The 18,067-nt window shown below is 33.2% G+C and carries 21 protein-coding genes and 1 tRNA gene; 6 read left to right on the top strand and 16 right to left on the bottom strand.

The genetic code is table 11. From position 1 onward, the window contains the following. The first annotated feature begins 16 nt into the window (after positions 1-16). From ubiE to AB3211_RS00545, 5 genes are all read left to right on the top strand, one after another. Positions 17-781 (top strand): bifunctional demethylmenaquinone methyltransferase/2-methoxy-6-polyprenyl-1,4-benzoquinol methylase UbiE, encoded by a 765-nt coding sequence (ubiE, locus tag AB3211_RS00565; RefSeq protein WP_367364311.1) that lies wholly within the window; start codon positions 17-19, stop codon positions 779-781. 62 nt (positions 782-843) lie between these two features. Next, the gene (locus AB3211_RS00560) at positions 844-1,077 is read left to right on the top strand and encodes a hypothetical protein (RefSeq protein WP_367364310.1); all 234 of its coding nucleotides are present in this window, start codon (positions 844-846) and stop codon (positions 1,075-1,077) included. 177 nt (positions 1,078-1,254) lie between these two features. Beyond that, complete coding sequence (locus AB3211_RS00555) at positions 1,255-2,355, top strand: hypothetical protein (protein WP_367364309.1); 1,101 nt, start codon at positions 1,255-1,257, stop codon at positions 2,353-2,355. A 488-nt stretch (positions 2,356-2,843) separates the two neighbouring features. After that, a complete protein-coding gene (locus AB3211_RS00550) occupies positions 2,844-3,503 on the top strand; it encodes a hypothetical protein (RefSeq protein WP_367364308.1) in 660 nt (219 codons plus the stop codon). A gap of 124 nt (positions 3,504-3,627) precedes the next feature. Further along, the gene (locus AB3211_RS00545) at positions 3,628-4,224 is read left to right on the top strand and encodes an HD domain-containing protein (protein ID WP_367364307.1); all 597 of its coding nucleotides are present in this window, start codon (positions 3,628-3,630) and stop codon (positions 4,222-4,224) included. An 11-nt stretch (positions 4,225-4,235) separates the two neighbouring features. Here AB3211_RS00545 and AB3211_RS00540 read toward each other — a convergent pair whose 3' ends face one another. The 3 genes from AB3211_RS00540 to istA (AB3211_RS00530) form a co-directional block, all read right to left on the bottom strand. After that, positions 4,236-4,529, bottom strand: a complete 294-nt coding sequence (locus AB3211_RS00540; RefSeq protein ID WP_367364306.1) for a transposase — start codon at positions 4,527-4,529, stop codon at positions 4,236-4,238. A 204-nt stretch (positions 4,530-4,733) separates the two neighbouring features. Continuing rightward, entirely contained in the window at positions 4,734-5,483 is a 750-nt protein-coding gene (gene istB / locus AB3211_RS00535; RefSeq protein WP_367363705.1) for an IS21-like element helper ATPase IstB, read from the bottom strand. Next, positions 5,483-6,979, bottom strand: coding sequence for an IS21 family transposase (istA, locus tag AB3211_RS00530; RefSeq protein WP_367363704.1), 1,497 nt, complete (start codon positions 6,977-6,979; stop codon positions 5,483-5,485). Before istA (AB3211_RS00530) ends, istB (AB3211_RS00535) begins: the two co-directional genes overlap by 1 nt. 170 nt (positions 6,980-7,149) lie before the next feature. Between istA (AB3211_RS00530) and AB3211_RS00525 the strand changes: the two genes are divergently transcribed. Further along, positions 7,150-7,599 carry a hypothetical protein gene (locus AB3211_RS00525; RefSeq protein WP_367364305.1) on the top strand — a complete coding sequence of 150 codons (450 nt, stop codon included), beginning with the start codon at positions 7,150-7,152 and terminating at the stop codon, positions 7,597-7,599. Here the strand turns inward: AB3211_RS00525 and AB3211_RS00520 are convergent. From AB3211_RS00520 to istA (AB3211_RS00460), 13 genes are all read right to left on the bottom strand, one after another. Then, positions 7,561-7,651 (bottom strand) — tRNA-Ser (locus AB3211_RS00520). The two genes, AB3211_RS00525 and AB3211_RS00520, sit on opposite strands and share 39 nt — an antisense overlap. 123 nt (positions 7,652-7,774) lie before the next feature. Continuing rightward, the gene (istB, locus tag AB3211_RS00515; RefSeq protein WP_367363705.1) at positions 7,775-8,524 is read right to left on the bottom strand and encodes an IS21-like element helper ATPase IstB; all 750 of its coding nucleotides are present in this window, start codon (positions 8,522-8,524) and stop codon (positions 7,775-7,777) included. Beyond that, entirely contained in the window at positions 8,524-10,020 is a 1,497-nt protein-coding gene (gene istA / locus AB3211_RS00510; protein WP_367363704.1) for an IS21 family transposase, read from the bottom strand. The genes istB (AB3211_RS00515) and istA (AB3211_RS00510) overlap by 1 nt, the downstream gene beginning before the upstream one ends. A 135-nt stretch (positions 10,021-10,155) precedes the next feature. Further along, positions 10,156-10,740: a hypothetical protein gene (locus AB3211_RS00505; protein ID WP_367364304.1), complete on the bottom strand. Its 585-nt coding sequence runs from the start codon at positions 10,738-10,740 to the stop codon at positions 10,156-10,158. Between the two features lie 4 nt (positions 10,741-10,744). After that, positions 10,745-11,728 (bottom strand): Rpn family recombination-promoting nuclease/putative transposase, encoded by a 984-nt coding sequence (locus AB3211_RS00500; protein ID WP_367364303.1) that lies wholly within the window; start codon positions 11,726-11,728, stop codon positions 10,745-10,747. Between the two features lie 33 nt (positions 11,729-11,761). Then, positions 11,762-12,040, bottom strand: a complete 279-nt coding sequence (locus tag AB3211_RS00495; RefSeq protein WP_367364302.1) for a hypothetical protein — start codon at positions 12,038-12,040, stop codon at positions 11,762-11,764. Positions 12,041-12,459: 419 nt separating this feature from the next. Then, positions 12,460-13,170 carry an ATP-binding protein gene (locus tag AB3211_RS00490; RefSeq protein ID WP_367364301.1) on the bottom strand — a complete coding sequence of 237 codons (711 nt, stop codon included), beginning with the start codon at positions 13,168-13,170 and terminating at the stop codon, positions 12,460-12,462. Continuing rightward, positions 13,171-14,640: an IS21 family transposase gene (gene istA, locus AB3211_RS00485; RefSeq protein WP_367364300.1), complete on the bottom strand. Its 1,470-nt coding sequence runs from the start codon at positions 14,638-14,640 to the stop codon at positions 13,171-13,173. A 252-nt stretch (positions 14,641-14,892) separates the two neighbouring features. Beyond that, a complete protein-coding gene (locus tag AB3211_RS00480; RefSeq protein ID WP_367364299.1) occupies positions 14,893-15,192 on the bottom strand; it encodes a type II toxin-antitoxin system RelE/ParE family toxin in 300 nt (99 codons plus the stop codon). After that, complete coding sequence (locus AB3211_RS00475; protein WP_367364298.1) at positions 15,185-15,460, bottom strand: type II toxin-antitoxin system ParD family antitoxin; 276 nt, start codon at positions 15,458-15,460, stop codon at positions 15,185-15,187. Before AB3211_RS00475 ends, AB3211_RS00480 begins: the two co-directional genes overlap by 8 nt. A 265-nt stretch (positions 15,461-15,725) precedes the next feature. Continuing rightward, on the bottom strand, positions 15,726-16,436 hold the full coding sequence (locus tag AB3211_RS00470) for an ATP-binding protein (RefSeq protein WP_367363726.1): 711 nt from the start codon (positions 16,434-16,436) through the stop codon (positions 15,726-15,728). Beyond that, positions 16,437-16,925, bottom strand: a complete 489-nt coding sequence (locus tag AB3211_RS00465; protein ID WP_367363842.1) for a hypothetical protein — start codon at positions 16,923-16,925, stop codon at positions 16,437-16,439. 96 nt (positions 16,926-17,021) lie between these two features. Next, positions 17,022-18,041, bottom strand: coding sequence for an IS21 family transposase (istA, locus tag AB3211_RS00460; protein ID WP_367364297.1), 1,020 nt, complete (start codon positions 18,039-18,041; stop codon positions 17,022-17,024). Positions 18,042-18,067: the final 26 nt, after the last annotated feature.

Genomic DNA, 18,067 nt, shown 5'->3' with positions numbered 1-18,067 from the left:
AGCACTAAGTAGTAATATGCAAAATAATGATAACCAATCTGATCAAGTAAATTTTGGCTTCTCAAAAGTGAGCTTTGATCAGAAAAGAGATTTAGTTAAAGATATCTTTTCTAGTGTTGCTAATAAATATGATGTAATGAATGACTTCATGAGTTTAGGAATACATCGTTTATGGAAAGATGAATTTGTTAGGCAAATCCCCAATTTAAAATCAAATATATTGGATGTGGCAAGTGGTACAGGTGATATAGCTTTTAAAATAATAAAGCGAGCATCGGCAAAAAATGTATTAGTGCAGCTGACGATGTGTGATATAAATCATGATATGCTGGAGGTAGCACGTCACAAAGCTATTGATAGTAATATATTACAGGGATTAGAGTATGTCGTTGCTGATGCAGAAAACTTACCTTTTCCTGATAATAGTTTTGATTATTATACTATAGCATTTGGTATTAGGAATGTGGCAAAAATTGACAATGCCCTAAAAGAAGCATATCGAGTACTAAAGCCTAGGGGTAAATTTTTATGTTTAGAATTTTCTAAAGTGGAATACGATTGTCTGAAGCAATTATACCAGTTTTATTCGTTTAATATTATTCCTAAGATTGGTAAAATTATAGCAAACAACGAATCAGCTTATCAATATTTGGTGGAAAGTATTAATGTATTCCCAGATCAGGAGAGTTTTGCAATTATGCTAAAGGATGTAGGCTTTACTGATGTTAGTTATAAGAATCTTACTTTAGGTGTTGCTGCTATTCATAGTGCTTATAAATAATGGAGATGTTGCTAAAATATCAACGGAGATCAGAGAGTTATTGGCCATCATCCACATATCCCATGTTGGTGAATTATTGGATATTGTTTTTATACTCGATAATCAAGTTTTTTTCTGAAGGTTACAATTCATGGCAGTTTATGTCATCCCAGCGAAAGCTGGTATCTAAAAAAAATAACCAAGAAGGATGTTATACATTTTTAGACCCCTGCCTACGCAGGGGTGATATCCGAAGACTAGGTGATGCCGTTGCTGAGAATTATGACATCTTCTCAGCTTCTTTTCATCACTTTTAAACTGTCCTGAATTATATAACTCAATAAAAACTTGATTATCGAGTTATAGATAAAAAAATAGTAGAAATTAATAATGGTTACAATTTAAGAATGCTTGACTAATAGTTTAGTATTAGTTTTAATAATTATAAGTAGTTAATCAAACCCTAACATGGTGAAATATAAGTGAAGTATAAAATGACCAATGATTTAGATAATGATGCTCCTAAGAGGGATTTCATTAAAAAAGAATATGAAAAACTTGAGGGGAGGGTACGTAATGCTACTTCAAGAACGCAATTAGCTTTGATTATATCTGATGCTGGTAGTTTAGCTTTAATGGCTAGTCAGTTAGGGATAGATATTGGAGTACTGGAATTAATAGCAACTGCAGTAAGTAAAACTCTTTATTGTGAAACAACTGAGCAAATCCAAGTTGTAGATTTCAATGAGGGCATAAGAGTAGCAAAAGAACAAGAAGAAATTGATAGAGAGCATAAAGTTCAAGGCATTTATAAAGCTTTTGATTCTTTTTATGATGATTCTCTTAATAGACAAAGGAAAGATAATGAAAGTTTACACGAAATTTTTGAAGCTATAAAAGCAGGTCGGCAACTTACTGAGGAAGAAAAGCAGAAATTCAGCAAAACACCTGAACAAATAAAAGAAGAAAACGCTCGTAGTAAACACATGCGGCTAACTAAAAAGCTAGCTAAAATAGAACGAGAACATCACTCTAATGAAATAAAGAAAATTGAGGAATGTGAAGAACAAGTTAAGCATTTATCAGAGGAACACCCGGAAAGAGTCTTGTTGGCTAATCAGAAAAAACATCATGAAGGTTACCGTAATTTAGTTAATAAGAAAATAGATCAGTACAAAGCATACAAGCAAGAAATAAAACAACATGCTTACAATATTTGTCTTAATAAAGAGTTAGCCGAGAAAAATAGATGTAATGAATATACAGCACAATCTTGGGAAGAAGTATTTCATAAGATATACGATGTTACTCCAAAGGAAATGGCTAAAAAATTAACTCCAACGGAAAAACAGCCCCAAACTTTTATTACTTTACCACCTGCTAAAAGTGCATTATCGTCAAAAAGCCTAGCCGTTCTAGCATCTCAACAAGAGTTAGATACAAAACAAATAATTTCTGATTATAAGTTAGAGAAACATATGGGAATATTAAGTGGTAAAGAAAATAAGGACACTCAATTACAAAGAACGAATTCTATAAATCTTAATAACCCAAATACTAAAGATCCTAGCAAAGGTAGAGGTGGAAGAGATTAATAATATTATAACCTCAAGTATCGATGTATCCCAATTCGGGATAAGAATTAGTTAATTCTTATCCCGAATTGGCTTTAGTATAAGGAAAAATGCATTCTTAAAGCGGTTTTACGAATGCATTTTAAACCTTTCTAAAGCTAAAAACATGGTTTTAAAAGATTAAAATCATGTTTTTAGCAAAATATTAATTTAACAATCAGATGCAGAGCCGTCTCAAATCTGATTGTTTCTATAATTTTACCGAATTTGGTATAAGAATTGGCAAATTCTTATCCCGAATTCGCGTGATGTAATAAATTAATAGTAGGCTCAAGTAATCATCGTCATTAGGGGTGATGTCACCCCTACTAGAGTTAATGTCATTCCCGCGTAGGCGGGAATCTAGATCCCAGCCTGATGACATCGAAACTGTTAAAACGATGTCTTACATCGAATTGAGGTTATTATAGCAGAATTAAAAGATTTAAAGATAAATAATAGGTAGTATTATGGCAAAATCAACATCACAAAATAAACTCACGTCTGAACATCATCACCGTTGGGGAGAGTATTATTATGGCTTAGCCGCTGATATGGAGGATATGGATGAAGCACAAAGAAAAATAGATGCAAGTTGGAAAATGGCTGCTATGGAATTTTGGTTTGCATTAACTTTAGGTAGTGAAAAAGCTCCTCTCTCCTTGTTTAAATGTTTTAGACAAGGTGTTGGTGTAAAGAAAGATCCTTATATGAGAGATCTCATGTATGGTGCAGCATTACAACTTACACCTCAAGACTGTGCTGATAAGGTCAAACCTGAAAATAAACCAATAATTGCTAAATCTATGCAACCTAAAATCGATGCACTAGTAAAATTAGTACAACAAACTCGTGATCAGCTGCCAGTTGAGGGAGTGGATGTAAAGGTATTTAATGAGCAACTAACTAAGTTCAACCACGCCATCAAGCTACCATCAGGCAAGTCAATACAGAGTTGTTTTATTGAGAAAAGTGCTAAAGCTACTTCTAAAGAAAAAGATTTAAAGTCCAAAGCATTAGAATTAACAAAGAATCTGCCAAGTCATAATAAACCAACCACAACTACTATAAACCATGTACCTAGAAAGACTAATAAATCTTCATCTAGAATTGGTTGCATTATCTCATAAATCTGTAATTTATACAACAGGATTAGAAAATATGCATCTTTCTAAAAATAAAAAGTAGTAAATGCTTTAAATAGTCAAAATTTTAGTTTAAAATAACTTTATAATTAAAATATTATGGTTTCTTATGGAAGATATTAACTATTGGGATAATTCAAGATACCAGTCTTGTGCATATGCTGAGAGGTTGCTTAATGAATTAATTTTGCTAAATACAAAAATAAAACAACCAATAGACATTGATGAAGTCAAAAAAGGCATCTACTATACTAAAAAATATCATGGCAGCCAAATGAGACAATCCGGTGAGCCTTATTATTCTCATCCAATTGAAGTAGCTTATATGGTTGCCCAGTACACAGCCCTAGAAATTCCACGATTGTTTAGAACCGACATGATTGTTACCGCATTACTACACGACACCCTTGAAGATACGGAACTGACCGAAAAGATGATTGCTTACATCTTTGGCAGCAAGGTTGCTAGTCAAGTAGAAGGTCTGACTAGGGTTAAGTCTCATGGCAAAATTAGCTCAACGGAAACACTAAATTTATTATTTCAACAAAAAAAATATGATGTGGCACTTATTAAAATTTTTGACCAAATTCATAACTTACAAACACTCGGGGCTAAATCACCTGAAAAAGCTAGAAAGATAGTAGAAGAAACTATAAGAGATTTTATGGTTCTCATTATGTTCCTTGGAATGTCAACAATATACTAAAATACATTGAATTAGGTGACAAAGAACATAGAAATAGCTTCGAATAATTTACTAGTTTCTGTTATCTTATTTTTAATCCATTTTTTCATATTAGCCCAAAATTTTTCTATTGGATTTAAGTCTGGTGAATATGGGGGTAAAAAAATAACCTTACAACCTACTGATTCTATTAATTCTTTCGTCTTCTTTGATTTATGGAAACTAGCATTATCTAGTACTACAACCTGTCCTGCTTTTAATTCTTTAATTAAAAACTTCTCAACCCAATTATTAAATAGTTCTGTATTACAAGTTCCATTAAACACAAAAGGGGCTATCGGCTTATTATTTGTAAATTGTAATCAGCTATTGACCCCTTTAAGGGAAAAATTGTAATGAAAATTGCCCCCCTAAATAAGTAACAATATCTCCAAAAAATTAATATTTTTAATATTTTTTTAAGGAGTTTTTAAAAGGTTGTTTATAGTGGTGTCAATAAGCGTTGAAAAATGACCCACATAAGTCTAGAACTATTGTTTTTTTTTCATACGATAACTTTCATTTCCCGTTTCAATGATATCACAATTATGACAAACTCTATCAAGTAGCGCTGAAGTCATTTTATTACAACCAAATATTTGTGACCATTCTGAGAATATAAGATTAGTAGTAATAATAATTGAAGTGTTGGAATGTATTTTAGATAATAGATGAAAGATAAGTTGACCGCCATTCTTAGAAAATGGTAGATAACCAAGCTCATCTAGGACTAGTACATCTATTTTTTGCAAGGAAGCTGCTAGTTTTCCTACCTGAGCAGAGTTCTTTTCATATTCTAATTGATTAGCAAGATCTACAAGATTAAAAAATCTTGATTTATAACCTTTTCGTACTGCTTTTGTACTTAATGCAATAGCTAGGTGAGTTTTACCGCTACCAGTACCACCAACTAGGATTATATTTCTAGATGTTTTAATAAACTCGCAACTATATAGATGCATAATTTGTTCTTGGTTTATTGGGGTATCGATAAATATGAAATTATCTATATCTTTTTTCTCAGGAAACTTTGCTGCGCTAATCCTACTTTGAATAGACCTAAGAGTTCGTGTTGTTAGTTCAGATTTTAATAAATTATGTAAAATATAATTCGAGGCTTCTTTACGCCTTATGGCATCAGATATAATTTCATCATAAGACTCAAGCATCCCTGTAAATTTTAGCTTTCTCATAACATTTATAATATCTTCTCTAGTAGATTCTTGATATACATTGTTCATTACTTACCTCCTAACTTGAGAAAATTATCGTATATCTCACAATTAGCTTTCGGGATATGTTTTAAAGTATGATATTCTTGGTAATTACTTGGCTCTGTTACTTTTAACTCATCTTTATTACGTAATATAATATTTAAAATTACCTCCTTACTAACAGTTCCTATTTTTAGTGCTTGGGTGCATGCTGATACTACTGCTTCTATGGATTCCATTGCTATATACGATAATATATGAGCAAAATCTCTTGTACCTGCTGGGCTGCTCTCAAGACGTCTTCTAACTTCTATGAGCTCTTCTGGTAAATTCATATTAAGGAATGGTTCACCATTTCTTAATGCTCCGGGTTTATACCTTAATATTGGCAGATAATGATTGACGTCATAACAAGTTTCTCCCTTAGTAAATTTCCGTTTATGACGACCTACCTCTTGACCATTATAAATAAATACTAGATGTTCAGCATATATCTTACATTGTACTATTTTCCCAGCACAACTACAGTGAACGCTATAATTATTGCTTTCATATCTAGCCAAACAAGTAATAGAAACCTTGATATCTATTTCTTTGCAACCGTTAAATAATACAGGCACGGATACTAAAAAATTACGTTCTAGTTGATATGCTTCATCTATAGTCTTATCTTTATATTCGGGGTGTTTATGAGAGCTATTATAAGTAACTAATCTGCTGGTTAATATATCGTTTAATTCTTGCAAGGTTAAAGCTTTTGGCATAGGAGTAAAGAACTGTTCCCGGTCAATCTGTACTTGTCGCTCAACCCTACCTTTTTCATTACCTCGAGCTGGAGAACATGCTATCGGTTCAATGAGATAATGTGCGCAGAGCTTTTCAAACTTTGGATTCCATTCTCTATTATTAGAGCCTTTTAAAACCTTACTGACAGCAGTCTTCATATTATCATAAATCCCTTTAGTTGGACTACCACCAAAAAAAGTAAAGGCTCTAACATGTGCATCAAATACCATCTCTTGAGCTTCAGTAGGATAAATATAGATAAATTTTTTACGGCTATAACACAAAACAAAGTGAGCTACTTTAACATTTATTATTTCTCCAGCTAATATTACTTGCTCACTACTCCAGTCAAATTGGTAAGCTTCCCCAGGAGCAAAGGATAAAGGTACGCAAGCTTTTATATTAATCTCAAAATTTCTATCATTCCAAGTGTTAATATAACGACTAACAGCAGAGTAACTGCCTTGATACCCATAAATCTTTAACTCCTCAAATAAAGCTTTCCCTGTTTTTTTAGGCTTTGAATTCTTATTATCCCGCAACATCCTCTCAAGACTCTCAATATATTTCCCGAGTTTAGGTATAGGTTGAATTATTCGTATATAATCAGATTTAATCTCTCCTTGCGTACGAATGATACTTCTAACTGTATTACGTGATATATTTAATTCTCTACTTATTGAACGTATACCTTCTCCACGACGATAACGTCCTAATATCTTTCTCTTACTTTCCATTATTAACATCTCTGATTTTATACTCCTATTATTTATTCTGAAAATAATAGAAGTATAGGTTGATAATAATGGATTAATAACGTACTACTTTTCCCACTTCTTAGGTGGGTCATTTTTCAACGCACATTAACCCATTTAGTGGGTCATTATTGCACGCTTTTTAACATCTTATGAATGTTAATCACGGAAAGGCACATGAATTTAATCGTGAAGTTGGTGCATTAAAGCAAGAACATACCCAAATTCAAAATAAACTTGACTCGATTGTAGACTTAGTTACAGAAGGGGTTTTAACTAGGGAAGAATTTTTGCGTAAGAAAACACAATTAAGAGATAGGCAATATGAATTAAGTGAACTGATTAAAAGTTATGACAAGGTAGATGACAAATTATCAAAAAAGCTTGTAGACCTGATAAGTATTACTACAAACGCCTATGAAACTTTTAGAGATTCGACGATAGCTGAAAAACGGGAATTACTAAATTTTATGTTTGCGAACCTAAATCTTAATGGTTCAAACCTAGAGTATACCTTGGCTTTCCCCTTTACAGAACTAGCAAAATTAACCAATTGTCCCATTTGGCGGAGAGAGAGGGATTCGAACCCTCGATACGGTTAACCCGTATAACGGTTTAGCAAACCGTCGCCTTCAGCCTCTCGGCCACCTCTCCAAGTCATAATATGATTATATTATGAGTCACTTATAGCATTGAATCGTTTATATTTCTATAATTATTTTATATAAGTTCAACGGTGTCAATAAGCGTTGAAAAATGACCCACATAAGTCTAGAACTATTGTTTTTTTTTCATACGATAACTTTCATTTCCCGTTTCAATGATATCACAATTATGACAAACTCTATCAAGTAGCGCTGAAGTCATTTTATTACAACCAAATATTTGTGACCATTCTGAGAATATAAGATTAGTAGTAATAATAATTGAAGTGTTGGAATGTATTTTAGATAATAGATGAAAGATAAGTTGACCGCCATTCTTAGAAAATGGTAGATAACCAAGCTCATCTAGGACTAGTACATCTATTTTTTGCAAGGAAGCTGCTAGTTTTCCTACCTGAGCAGAGTTCTTTTCATATTCTAATTGATTAGCAAGATCTACAAGATTAAAAAATCTTGATTTATAACCTTTTCGTACTGCTTTTGTACTTAATGCAATAGCTAGGTGAGTTTTACCGCTACCAGTACCACCAACTAGGATTATATTTCTAGATGTTTTAATAAACTCGCAACTATATAGATGCATAATTTGTTCTTGGTTTATTGGGGTATCGATAAATATGAAATTATCTATATCTTTTTTCTCAGGAAACTTTGCTGCGCTAATCCTACTTTGAATAGACCTAAGAGTTCGTGTTGTTAGTTCAGATTTTAATAAATTATGTAAAATATAATTCGAGGCTTCTTTACGCCTTATGGCATCAGATATAATTTCATCATAAGACTCAAGCATCCCTGTAAATTTTAGCTTTCTCATAACATTTATAATATCTTCTCTAGTAGATTCTTGATATACATTGTTCATTACTTACCTCCTAACTTGAGAAAATTATCGTATATCTCACAATTAGCTTTCGGGATATGTTTTAAAGTATGATATTCTTGGTAATTACTTGGCTCTGTTACTTTTAACTCATCTTTATTACGTAATATAATATTTAAAATTACCTCCTTACTAACAGTTCCTATTTTTAGTGCTTGGGTGCATGCTGATACTACTGCTTCTATGGATTCCATTGCTATATACGATAATATATGAGCAAAATCTCTTGTACCTGCTGGGCTGCTCTCAAGACGTCTTCTAACTTCTATGAGCTCTTCTGGTAAATTCATATTAAGGAATGGTTCACCATTTCTTAATGCTCCGGGTTTATACCTTAATATTGGCAGATAATGATTGACGTCATAACAAGTTTCTCCCTTAGTAAATTTCCGTTTATGACGACCTACCTCTTGACCATTATAAATAAATACTAGATGTTCAGCATATATCTTACATTGTACTATTTTCCCAGCACAACTACAGTGAACGCTATAATTATTGCTTTCATATCTAGCCAAACAAGTAATAGAAACCTTGATATCTATTTCTTTGCAACCGTTAAATAATACAGGCACGGATACTAAAAAATTACGTTCTAGTTGATATGCTTCATCTATAGTCTTATCTTTATATTCGGGGTGTTTATGAGAGCTATTATAAGTAACTAATCTGCTGGTTAATATATCGTTTAATTCTTGCAAGGTTAAAGCTTTTGGCATAGGAGTAAAGAACTGTTCCCGGTCAATCTGTACTTGTCGCTCAACCCTACCTTTTTCATTACCTCGAGCTGGAGAACATGCTATCGGTTCAATGAGATAATGTGCGCAGAGCTTTTCAAACTTTGGATTCCATTCTCTATTATTAGAGCCTTTTAAAACCTTACTGACAGCAGTCTTCATATTATCATAAATCCCTTTAGTTGGACTACCACCAAAAAAAGTAAAGGCTCTAACATGTGCATCAAATACCATCTCTTGAGCTTCAGTAGGATAAATATAGATAAATTTTTTACGGCTATAACACAAAACAAAGTGAGCTACTTTAACATTTATTATTTCTCCAGCTAATATTACTTGCTCACTACTCCAGTCAAATTGGTAAGCTTCCCCAGGAGCAAAGGATAAAGGTACGCAAGCTTTTATATTAATCTCAAAATTTCTATCATTCCAAGTGTTAATATAACGACTAACAGCAGAGTAACTGCCTTGATACCCATAAATCTTTAACTCCTCAAATAAAGCTTTCCCTGTTTTTTTAGGCTTTGAATTCTTATTATCCCGCAACATCCTCTCAAGACTCTCAATATATTTCCCGAGTTTAGGTATAGGTTGAATTATTCGTATATAATCAGATTTAATCTCTCCTTGCGTACGAATGATACTTCTAACTGTATTACGTGATATATTTAATTCTCTACTTATTGAACGTATACCTTCTCCACGACGATAACGTCCTAATATCTTTCTCTTACTTTCCATTATTAACATCTCTGATTTTATACTCCTATTATTTATTCTGAAAATAATAGAAGTATAGGTTGATAATAATGGATTAATAACGTACTACTTTTCCCACTTCTTAGGTGGGTCATTTTTCAACGCACATTAACCCATTTAGTGGGTCATTATTGCACGCTTTTTAACAGAGTAATTGGAATCTTCAATTAATTCAGCCAGTTCTTTAGTACCAAACTTAGATAAAGCTGCCTGCATCACTGTCATCTTACTGTCAAAACCTTCAGCATAAGTGTTTTTCAACCAACCAATGTGAGAGTGACGTGTTTGCTCGATAGCATTTTTTTGCTGTTTTTGTAAATCCTGCGAAAAATCATACAGAGAATTAAGCAGCTTCTCACCTTGTTTTTTAGATAGTCCGCTTTGGTAAAACATGTCTTCATAACGAGTTAAATACTCCTCATCTTCCTTAGATCGTTTATCAGTATATCTCTTATCTTCAGGCAGCCCCATCCTAGAATAAAATTTATGCCACTCCTCATCAGAGCTGTCATCTTTTGGCACAGCAACTCGTTGATTCAAGCTCTTCTCTGCTTCCAAATAGCTCTGTGCTAAAGATGATACATCCTTGAATTTACCCAGTGACTCAGATTTACGTATTTCCTCAGGCATGTTAGCTAGCCAACCGTTACCAAAGGAATTAGGGCTAGTTTCATAGTTATTAGCAGTTACTTCTTTGCTCATTTGCTTATTCTTCTGTTAACGTTTCTATTTCTTTTTTTAACTGTTCTATTTTTTCAATAGTTAGTTTTGTGTATTTAGCTATTTTTTCTATTGGCTCATTATCAATTAACATTTCTTTTGCTGTATCTATTTTTTCTTCAACTTTACCTTCAACTTTACCTTCAACTTTACCTTCAACTTTACCTTCAACTTTACCTTCAGCTTTACCTCTAGCTTCACCTCTAGCTTCAGCATCTTCAATTTGTTGCTGTTCTACCGCTAAATTATCAAGACGAGCTTTGGTCATTTGCTCATAGGTGTTAAGTTCTGCCTCTGACCAGCTAGCTTGGTCTACAGCCTCAAAGGCTCTTCTAATAATTTCATCCTTACCTATTAAATGCTCTATTTCTGTTAATGTTAATTTACTATCTCCTGCATGCTTAAAAAAATACATCCACTTCTCTTCAATAGTCTTTAGCTCGTCTATAGTTTTTTTAAATTTTTCAAGCTCTAAAAAAACAAAGTAAAAATCTTTTAAATCATGAGCATAGCTCTCTGTATCTAAAAGACGATGTTCTGATTTCCAATGTTTTTTATCTTCAAACATTACAAAATTCGCTATCGCTAAAAATATTACTCCTTTTAATTTAGCGTATACTGCCAGTTTCTTGTGTTTCTCATCTTCCTCAATTCTTTGCTGAGAATATGCTTTAGCTGCATAATATTGGGCTCTTTTTTCAAATCCTGGATGCTTACTTACCTGCATCTCTACTATGAATTGATTACCGTGTTGATCTTTACATAACACATCAACAATAGACTTTCTGTAAATAGCAATATCAGGGTCTTGGATAGTTGGTAAAAACGTCACTTCAATTATTTGCTCATTTTCTTTACACTTAAGAACATCGTTTAAAAAATGTACAAGTATATCTTTGTTCTTTTCAGTACCAAAGATTTTACGAAAACAAAAATCGTTTTTAGGATCAAGAAACTTTGATAAAAACATACATAACCTCTTAATTGTTACTAAATATCGCTATTACTTATCTGATTCATTAGTATTTTTAGCACCATCAATATTATTAACTCCATCATCTTCTGAAACCTGCGAGCATATATATAGGAACAACGCCCGATGTCCTTCCAAAAAGGCAGTGTACTCACTTTCTTGCCGAACAAAATTGCTGCGATATATGCCACTCATTTGAGCTAAATCCTCTAATATTATTTTACCATCTTCTCCACTAAAAAGCTTGCAATAAATTGATTTTAATTGTTCTTTTGTTCGTAAATTTGATGGGGATGATGATAGTTTCATGTACTCCTTACCCTTGTATCTGTTGTTGCTGTTGTAATTGTTGCATTTGCATCATCTTACGTTGTTGTCTGATTTGTAATACTTCTTGCTCGTTCTTGAGGATTGAGCTTGGGGCTTCTCTCAGCTCGAAGAATAGTTTAAAACATTTATCCCAGTTGATGTTATCGTAAATCTCAGGAAAAAAGTTACTGATACCACTTCGTTGAAAGAAACCTAATACCTGCTCAACGCTGGCTATTGCTGATGTTTTCTGTACCCTAGATAGTGTAAATTGTAATCAGCTATTGCCCCCCTATTGTAATAAACTATTGCCCCCCCTAACCACATAAAAAAATTAGTTAATTTTGGTTAAAATTCAGATAGAATTTTCTAAAATCATTGTAATTTTTAATTAATACCGTAGTCTATTATTTTAATCTTTAATCTACATCTTTCCCTCCTCTAAAACTTTTATTACCAGTTTCTATGATTTGACAATGATGTGTCAATCTATCGATAATTACTTTTGTTGCCTTAGCATTACCAAACATATCATTCCATTCTTCAAATCTCAAATGGGTAGTAATGATCACTGAAGTTTGCTCATACAATTTAGCAAATAACTCAAATAACAGGAATCTAGCTTCGGCTTTTATTGGTACATAGCCTAATTCATCTACTACAATCAGATGGAATCTCTTAACTGAATCGATGAATTTGCTTTCATAATTATGGATTCTAGCATTAAGCAATTGGCTAGCTAATTCATTTAAAGTATAAAATCTTACCCTGTAACTTTTTTCAATGGCGGTGAACGCCAAACCAATTGCTAGATGAGTTTTTGCAGACCCAGAACCACCTATGAACATGATATTCTGATGATTATCAATCACTTTTTGTATATCAATATTTTCAACCAATTTAGCTTGGCATGTATCTGATAGTAACTTTATGGTTGGGAACTTAGCTAGTTGCAACCTATAACCTAGCGAGCGTGACTTCTTATATTCACACTCTGCTTCAAGAAGTTTCTTTAACACATCATACACACTAGTAGTAGGAACATCATTTGTTAAATTACTTGACTCAGCTAACTGCATCTTCATACCGACTAAACCTAATTTATCTAATAACAATATTAAGTCTTTCATTTAATTTACCTCCGTTGTTAAATGCAACTTGCTATAAATACTACAATCAGCATCAGGAGGATTTTTTAGCTGAATAAACTCAGTCTCTTGGATATCTAGTTTCATTGCTGGTTGCAACAAATATTGCTCAACTAATTTAGAGCTACAGCCGCCAGCAGCAATTGTTAGGTTACAAGCATTTGTTACCTTTTCTAATCCATACTTATTAACAAGTAGCAGGATATCTATAAATTGTTTATCACCATCCTTGTAAGTCTCTAACTTATTTCGTAGTTTGCCAAATATCTCAGGTAACAAACTCATTAACTCTTTGAACGGTCCACCATTACGTAAAGCACCGGGTTTACGTTCTAGAGCTGCTATATAGTGCCATGGATTATAATTCTTCTGATAGCGTTTAAAACTACGAACATGCTCTGCAATAATCTTGCTTTTATGTAAAATCACTATTTGCCAAGCATAGGATTTAATCTGTACGCTAAGTCCCACATATTCACACGGAACACTATACATATTGCTGTCGTATTGTATTAAACTCAAAGGTGATACGGTCGTTGGATGTAATCTATAACCGGTAAACTGCCCTCTATATCCTATTAAATATGCCTTCTCTTCCTCATATATTTCTAGAATCGTTCTTTCTGTAAATTCAGGATGTCTTTTAGTTTTAGCCCACTCTATAGACATCTCTCTTAGCTGAATGTTAATAGCTTCATAACTATCTCCTTTCAATATTGGAGTAAAAAAGTTACGTCTAGTGTCTCCTACTTGTTTCTCAACCTGTCCTTTCTCCCATCCTGATGCTGGACTACAGGCAAGTGGCTCAAATAAATGGTGAGAGACCATTTGGATAAACTTCTCGTTAAAGATACGATCCTTGCCAATCAATATTTTTTTGACAGCCGTCTTCATATTGTCATAAATACCATTCTTACAACAACCAGCAAAAAACTTGAAAGCTTGATCATGGGCATCCATAACCATTTCCAGCTGCTCATTAGGATAAACCACTACCAAAGAATAACGACTATAGCATAGCTTTATTCTCGCTGCTTTAACTCTAGTAACCTCCCCATTTAAACATATTTCTTCCTCTCCCCAATCAAACTGAAACGCCTGACCAGCTTCAAAATTTAATGGAATAAAAACTTGCCCGCCCCTTGCCTCGTATTCTCTACGGAAGTTTCGTACAATTAGATTCACAGATTCGTAACTTCCTGTATAACCCGATATCTGAAGCTGTTGGTATAGCTTTTTTGCCGTCATTCTACGTCGAACCGACTCCTTGCTATTCTCTGCTAATAGCTGATTTAGTACTTCAAGATGATTGCCAAGAACAGGCTTACCTTTGCTATATTTTGCTAACTCAAATTTAGTTTGATTGCTGCGAATGACTTTTTTTACTGTATTCTTTGATATATTCAGTTCTCTAGCAATTGCTTTAATTGCTTTGCCATCAACGTAATACATTCTACGTATTCTTCCAATTGTTTCCACTATAAACACCCTTTTAAAAACTCCTTAAAAAAATATTAAAAATATTAATTTTTTGGAGATATTGTTACTTATTTAGGGGGGCAATTTTCATTACAATTTTTCCCTTAAAGGGGTCAATAGCTGATTACAATTTACACTAGCGGTGGCATTAGAATAAGAGTCATGCAAGATGTAGACATTGCAGTTAGACACTCTGAGAGTTTTGCAGTGCTAACTAGACAATAATTATAGGTAATTATTTTTGATATCACGATAAGAACTTATAACTCGCAAAATTTGCAATGGCTTTGTTTTAGGATTATATATTATGTAGTAGCTATAAACTAACCAAAAACGTACAGGTTGAGCAATTAAATCTTCACGTTTACTTCCAATGTTAGGATTTGCAGCTAGTTTTAAAAACGCTTGTTCAAAAAGACTGGCTATTTTCTCAGCAGCTTTGGGATTATCTTTGGCGATATATAACCAAATATCATTAATATCTTGCTCTGCTTGAACAGTTAAGCAAAAATTATTTTTACTCATGAGACTTTAATTTATCTCTACGAAAATTCCTGAAATTTTGCAGAGCTTGGTCACCTGAAATAACCTTACCTTCAGCTGCTTGGTCAAGACCTATTTGAATTTCCTGATTAAGCCACATTTTATAGTTTTCAAAATTAGTATTTTGAGTTTCTGATTTAATAAATAAACGTAATGCAGCTCTTATAACTTCACTGGAAGAATGATAAAAACCACTTTCTACCTGTTTATCTACATATTTTTCGAGTTCTGGTGTTAAGGACACATTCATAATTATCAGCCATAATAACAATAATTGATATTATAGTAACATAAATAGTTATGGCATTTCAAGAAAATTTTGCTGAGTTTTTAGACACAGAGCAAGGGTTTGCAATAGAGGTGTAAATTGTAATCAGCTATTGACCCCCTATTGTAATAAACTATTGCCCCCCCTAACCACATAAAAAAATTAGTTAATTTTGGTTAAAATTCAGATAGAATTTTCTAAAATCATTGTAATTTTTAATTAATACCGTAGTCTATTATTTTAATCTTTAATCTACATCTTTCCCTCCTCTAAAACTTTTATTACCAGTTTCTATGATTTGACAATGATGTGTCAATCTATCGATAATTACTTTTGTTGCCTTAGCATTACCAAACATATCATTCCATTCTTCAAATCTCAAATGGGTAGTAATGATCACTGAAGTTTGCTCATACAATTTAGCAAATAACTCAAATAACAGGAATCTAGCTTCGCCTTTTATTGGTACATAGCCTAATTCATCTACTACAATCAGATGGAATCTCTTAACTGAATCGATGAATTTGCTTTCATAATTATGGATTCTAGCATTAAGCAATTGGCTAGCTAATTCATTTAAAGTATAAAATCTTACCCTGTAACTTTTTTCAATGGCGGTGAACGCTAAACCAATTGCTAGATGAGTTTTTGCAGACCCAGAACCACCTATGAACATGATATTCTGATGATTATCAATCACTTTTTGTATATCAATATTTTCAACCAATTTAGCTTGGCATGTATCTGATAGTAACTTTATGGTTGGGAACTTAGCTAGTTGCAACCTATAACCTAGCGAGCGTGACTTCTTATATTCACACTCTGCTTCAAGAAGTTTCTTTAACACATCATACACACTAGTAGTAGGGACATCATTTGTTAAATTACTTGACTCAGCTAACTGCATCTTCATACCGACTAAACCTAATTTATCTAATAACAATATTAAGTCTTTCATTTAATTTACCTCCGTTGTTAAATGCAACTTGCTATAAATACTACAATCAGCATCAGGAGGATTTTTTAGCTGAATAAACTCAGTCTCTTGGATATCTAGTTTCATTGCTGGTTGCAACAAATATTGCTCAACTAATTTAGAGCTACAGCCGCCAGCAGCAATTGTTAGGTTACAAGCATTTGTTACCTTTTCTAATCCATACTTATTAACAAGTAGCAGGATATCTATAAATTGTTTATCACCATCCTTGTAAGTCTCTAACTTATTTCGTAGTTTGCCAAATATCTCAGGTAACAAACTCATTAACTCTTTGAACGGTCCACCATTACGTAAAGCACCGGGTTTACGTTCTAGAGCTGCTATATAGTGCCATGGATTATAATTCTTCTGATAGCGTTTAAAACTACGAACATGCTCTGCAATAATCTTGCTTTCATGTAAAATCACTATTTGCCAAGCATAGGATTTAATCTGTACGCTAAGTCCCACATATTCACACGGAACACTATAGTGAAACCTATTGAATTAGGTGATATAAATTTTGTGTCATACCTGCGAAAGCAGATATCTAGATTCCCGCCGTTGCTAAGACAACTTATAATCGTTATGTTCTTTGTCACCTAATCCTATGGACTTAACTATATACATATTGGTGTCGTATTGTATTAAACTCAAAGGTGATACGGTCGTTGGATGTAATCTATAACCGGTAAACTGCCCTCTATATCCTATTAAATATGCCTTCTCTTCCTCATATATTTCTAGAATCGTTCTTTCTGTAAATTCAGGATGTCTTTTAGTTTTAGCCCACTCTATAGACATCTCTCTTAGCTGAATGTTAATAGCTTCATAACTATCTCCTTTCAATATTGGAGTAAAAAAGTTACGTCTAGTGTCTCCTACTTGTTTCTCAACCTGTCCTTTCTCCCATCCTGATGCTGGACTACAGGCAAGTGGCTCAAATAAATGGTGAGAGACCATTTGGATAAACTTCTCGTTAAAGATACGATCCTTGCCAATCAATATTTTTTTGACAGCCGTCTTCATATTGTCATAAATACCATTCTTACAACAACCAACAAAAAACTTGAAAGCTTGATCATGGGCATCCATAACCATTTCCAGCTGCTCATTAGGATAAACCACTACCAAAGAATAACGACTATAGCATAGCTTTATTCTCGCTGCTTTAACTCTAGTAACCTCCCCATTTAAACATATTTCTTCCTCTCCCCAATCAAACTGAAACGCTCCTCCTAGCTCAAAATTTAGTGGAATAAAAACTTGCTTACCTTTTGCTTCATGATCTCTTCGGAATCTTCTAACTATTAGATTCACAGATTCATAACTACCTTGATAACCTGATATCTTCAGCTGCTGATGTAATTTCTTGGCAGTCATTCTACGCCTGACTGGTTCTTTGATATTTTCTGCTAATAGCTGATTCAACATCGCAAGATATTCACCTAAAACTGGCTTAGCTTTACTATATTTAGCTAATTCAAACTTGGTCGCATCACTGCGTATAACTTTTTTAACAGTATTTTTTGATATATTAAGCTCTTTGGCAATTGCTCTAATTGCCTTGCCATCAACATGATACATTTTACGTATCTTTGAAATTGATTCCA

This window comes from Candidatus Tisiphia endosymbiont of Nedyus quadrimaculatus (assembly GCF_964059235.1).
Lineage (GTDB): Bacteria > Pseudomonadota > Alphaproteobacteria > Rickettsiales > Rickettsiaceae > Tisiphia.
Note: the sequence above shows the minus strand (reverse complement) of the source record. Positions and strands in the feature narration are given on the sequence as shown.

Bases quoted from the DNA above. Each gene is read 5' to 3' on its own strand.
- AB3211_RS00545 (WP_367364307.1), top strand. From the start codon at position 3,628: ATGGAAGATATTAACTATTGGGATAATTCAAGATACCAGTCTTGTGCA.
- istA (WP_367363704.1), bottom strand. From the start codon at position 10,020: ATGGAAAGTAAGAGAAAGATATTAGGACGTTATCGTCGTGGAGAAGGT.
- AB3211_RS00500 (WP_367364303.1), bottom strand. From the start codon at position 11,728: ATGTTTTTATCAAAGTTTCTTGATCCTAAAAACGATTTTTGTTTTCGT.
- AB3211_RS00480 (WP_367364299.1), bottom strand. From the start codon at position 15,192: ATGAGTAAAAATAATTTTTGCTTAACTGTTCAAGCAGAGCAAGATATT.
- istA (WP_367364300.1), bottom strand. From the start codon at position 14,640: ATGTATTACGTTGATGGCAAAGCAATTAAAGCAATTGCTAGAGAACTG.
- AB3211_RS00560 (WP_367364310.1), top strand. From the start codon at position 844: ATGTTGGTGAATTATTGGATATTGTTTTTATACTCGATAATCAAGTTT.
- AB3211_RS00555 (WP_367364309.1), top strand. From the start codon at position 1,255: ATGACCAATGATTTAGATAATGATGCTCCTAAGAGGGATTTCATTAAA.
- istA (WP_367364297.1), bottom strand. From the start codon at position 18,041: ATGTATCATGTTGATGGCAAGGCAATTAGAGCAATTGCCAAAGAGCTT.
- AB3211_RS00490 (WP_367364301.1), bottom strand. From the start codon at position 13,170: ATGAAAGACTTAATATTGTTATTAGATAAATTAGGTTTAGTCGGTATG.
- AB3211_RS00505 (WP_367364304.1), bottom strand. From the start codon at position 10,740: ATGAGCAAAGAAGTAACTGCTAATAACTATGAAACTAGCCCTAATTCC.
- AB3211_RS00475 (WP_367364298.1), bottom strand. From the start codon at position 15,460: ATGAATGTGTCCTTAACACCAGAACTCGAAAAATATGTAGATAAACAG.
- AB3211_RS00470 (WP_367363726.1), bottom strand. From the start codon at position 16,436: ATGAAAGACTTAATATTGTTATTAGATAAATTAGGTTTAGTCGGTATG.
- ubiE (WP_367364311.1), top strand. From the start codon at position 17: ATGCAAAATAATGATAACCAATCTGATCAAGTAAATTTTGGCTTCTCA.
- istA (WP_367363704.1), bottom strand. From the start codon at position 6,979: ATGGAAAGTAAGAGAAAGATATTAGGACGTTATCGTCGTGGAGAAGGT.
- AB3211_RS00525 (WP_367364305.1), top strand. From the start codon at position 7,150: ATGAATGTTAATCACGGAAAGGCACATGAATTTAATCGTGAAGTTGGT.
- istB (WP_367363705.1), bottom strand. From the start codon at position 5,483: ATGAACAATGTATATCAAGAATCTACTAGAGAAGATATTATAAATGTT.
- istB (WP_367363705.1), bottom strand. From the start codon at position 8,524: ATGAACAATGTATATCAAGAATCTACTAGAGAAGATATTATAAATGTT.
- AB3211_RS00495 (WP_367364302.1), bottom strand. From the start codon at position 12,040: ATGAAACTATCATCATCCCCATCAAATTTACGAACAAAAGAACAATTA.
- AB3211_RS00550 (WP_367364308.1), top strand. From the start codon at position 2,844: ATGGCAAAATCAACATCACAAAATAAACTCACGTCTGAACATCATCAC.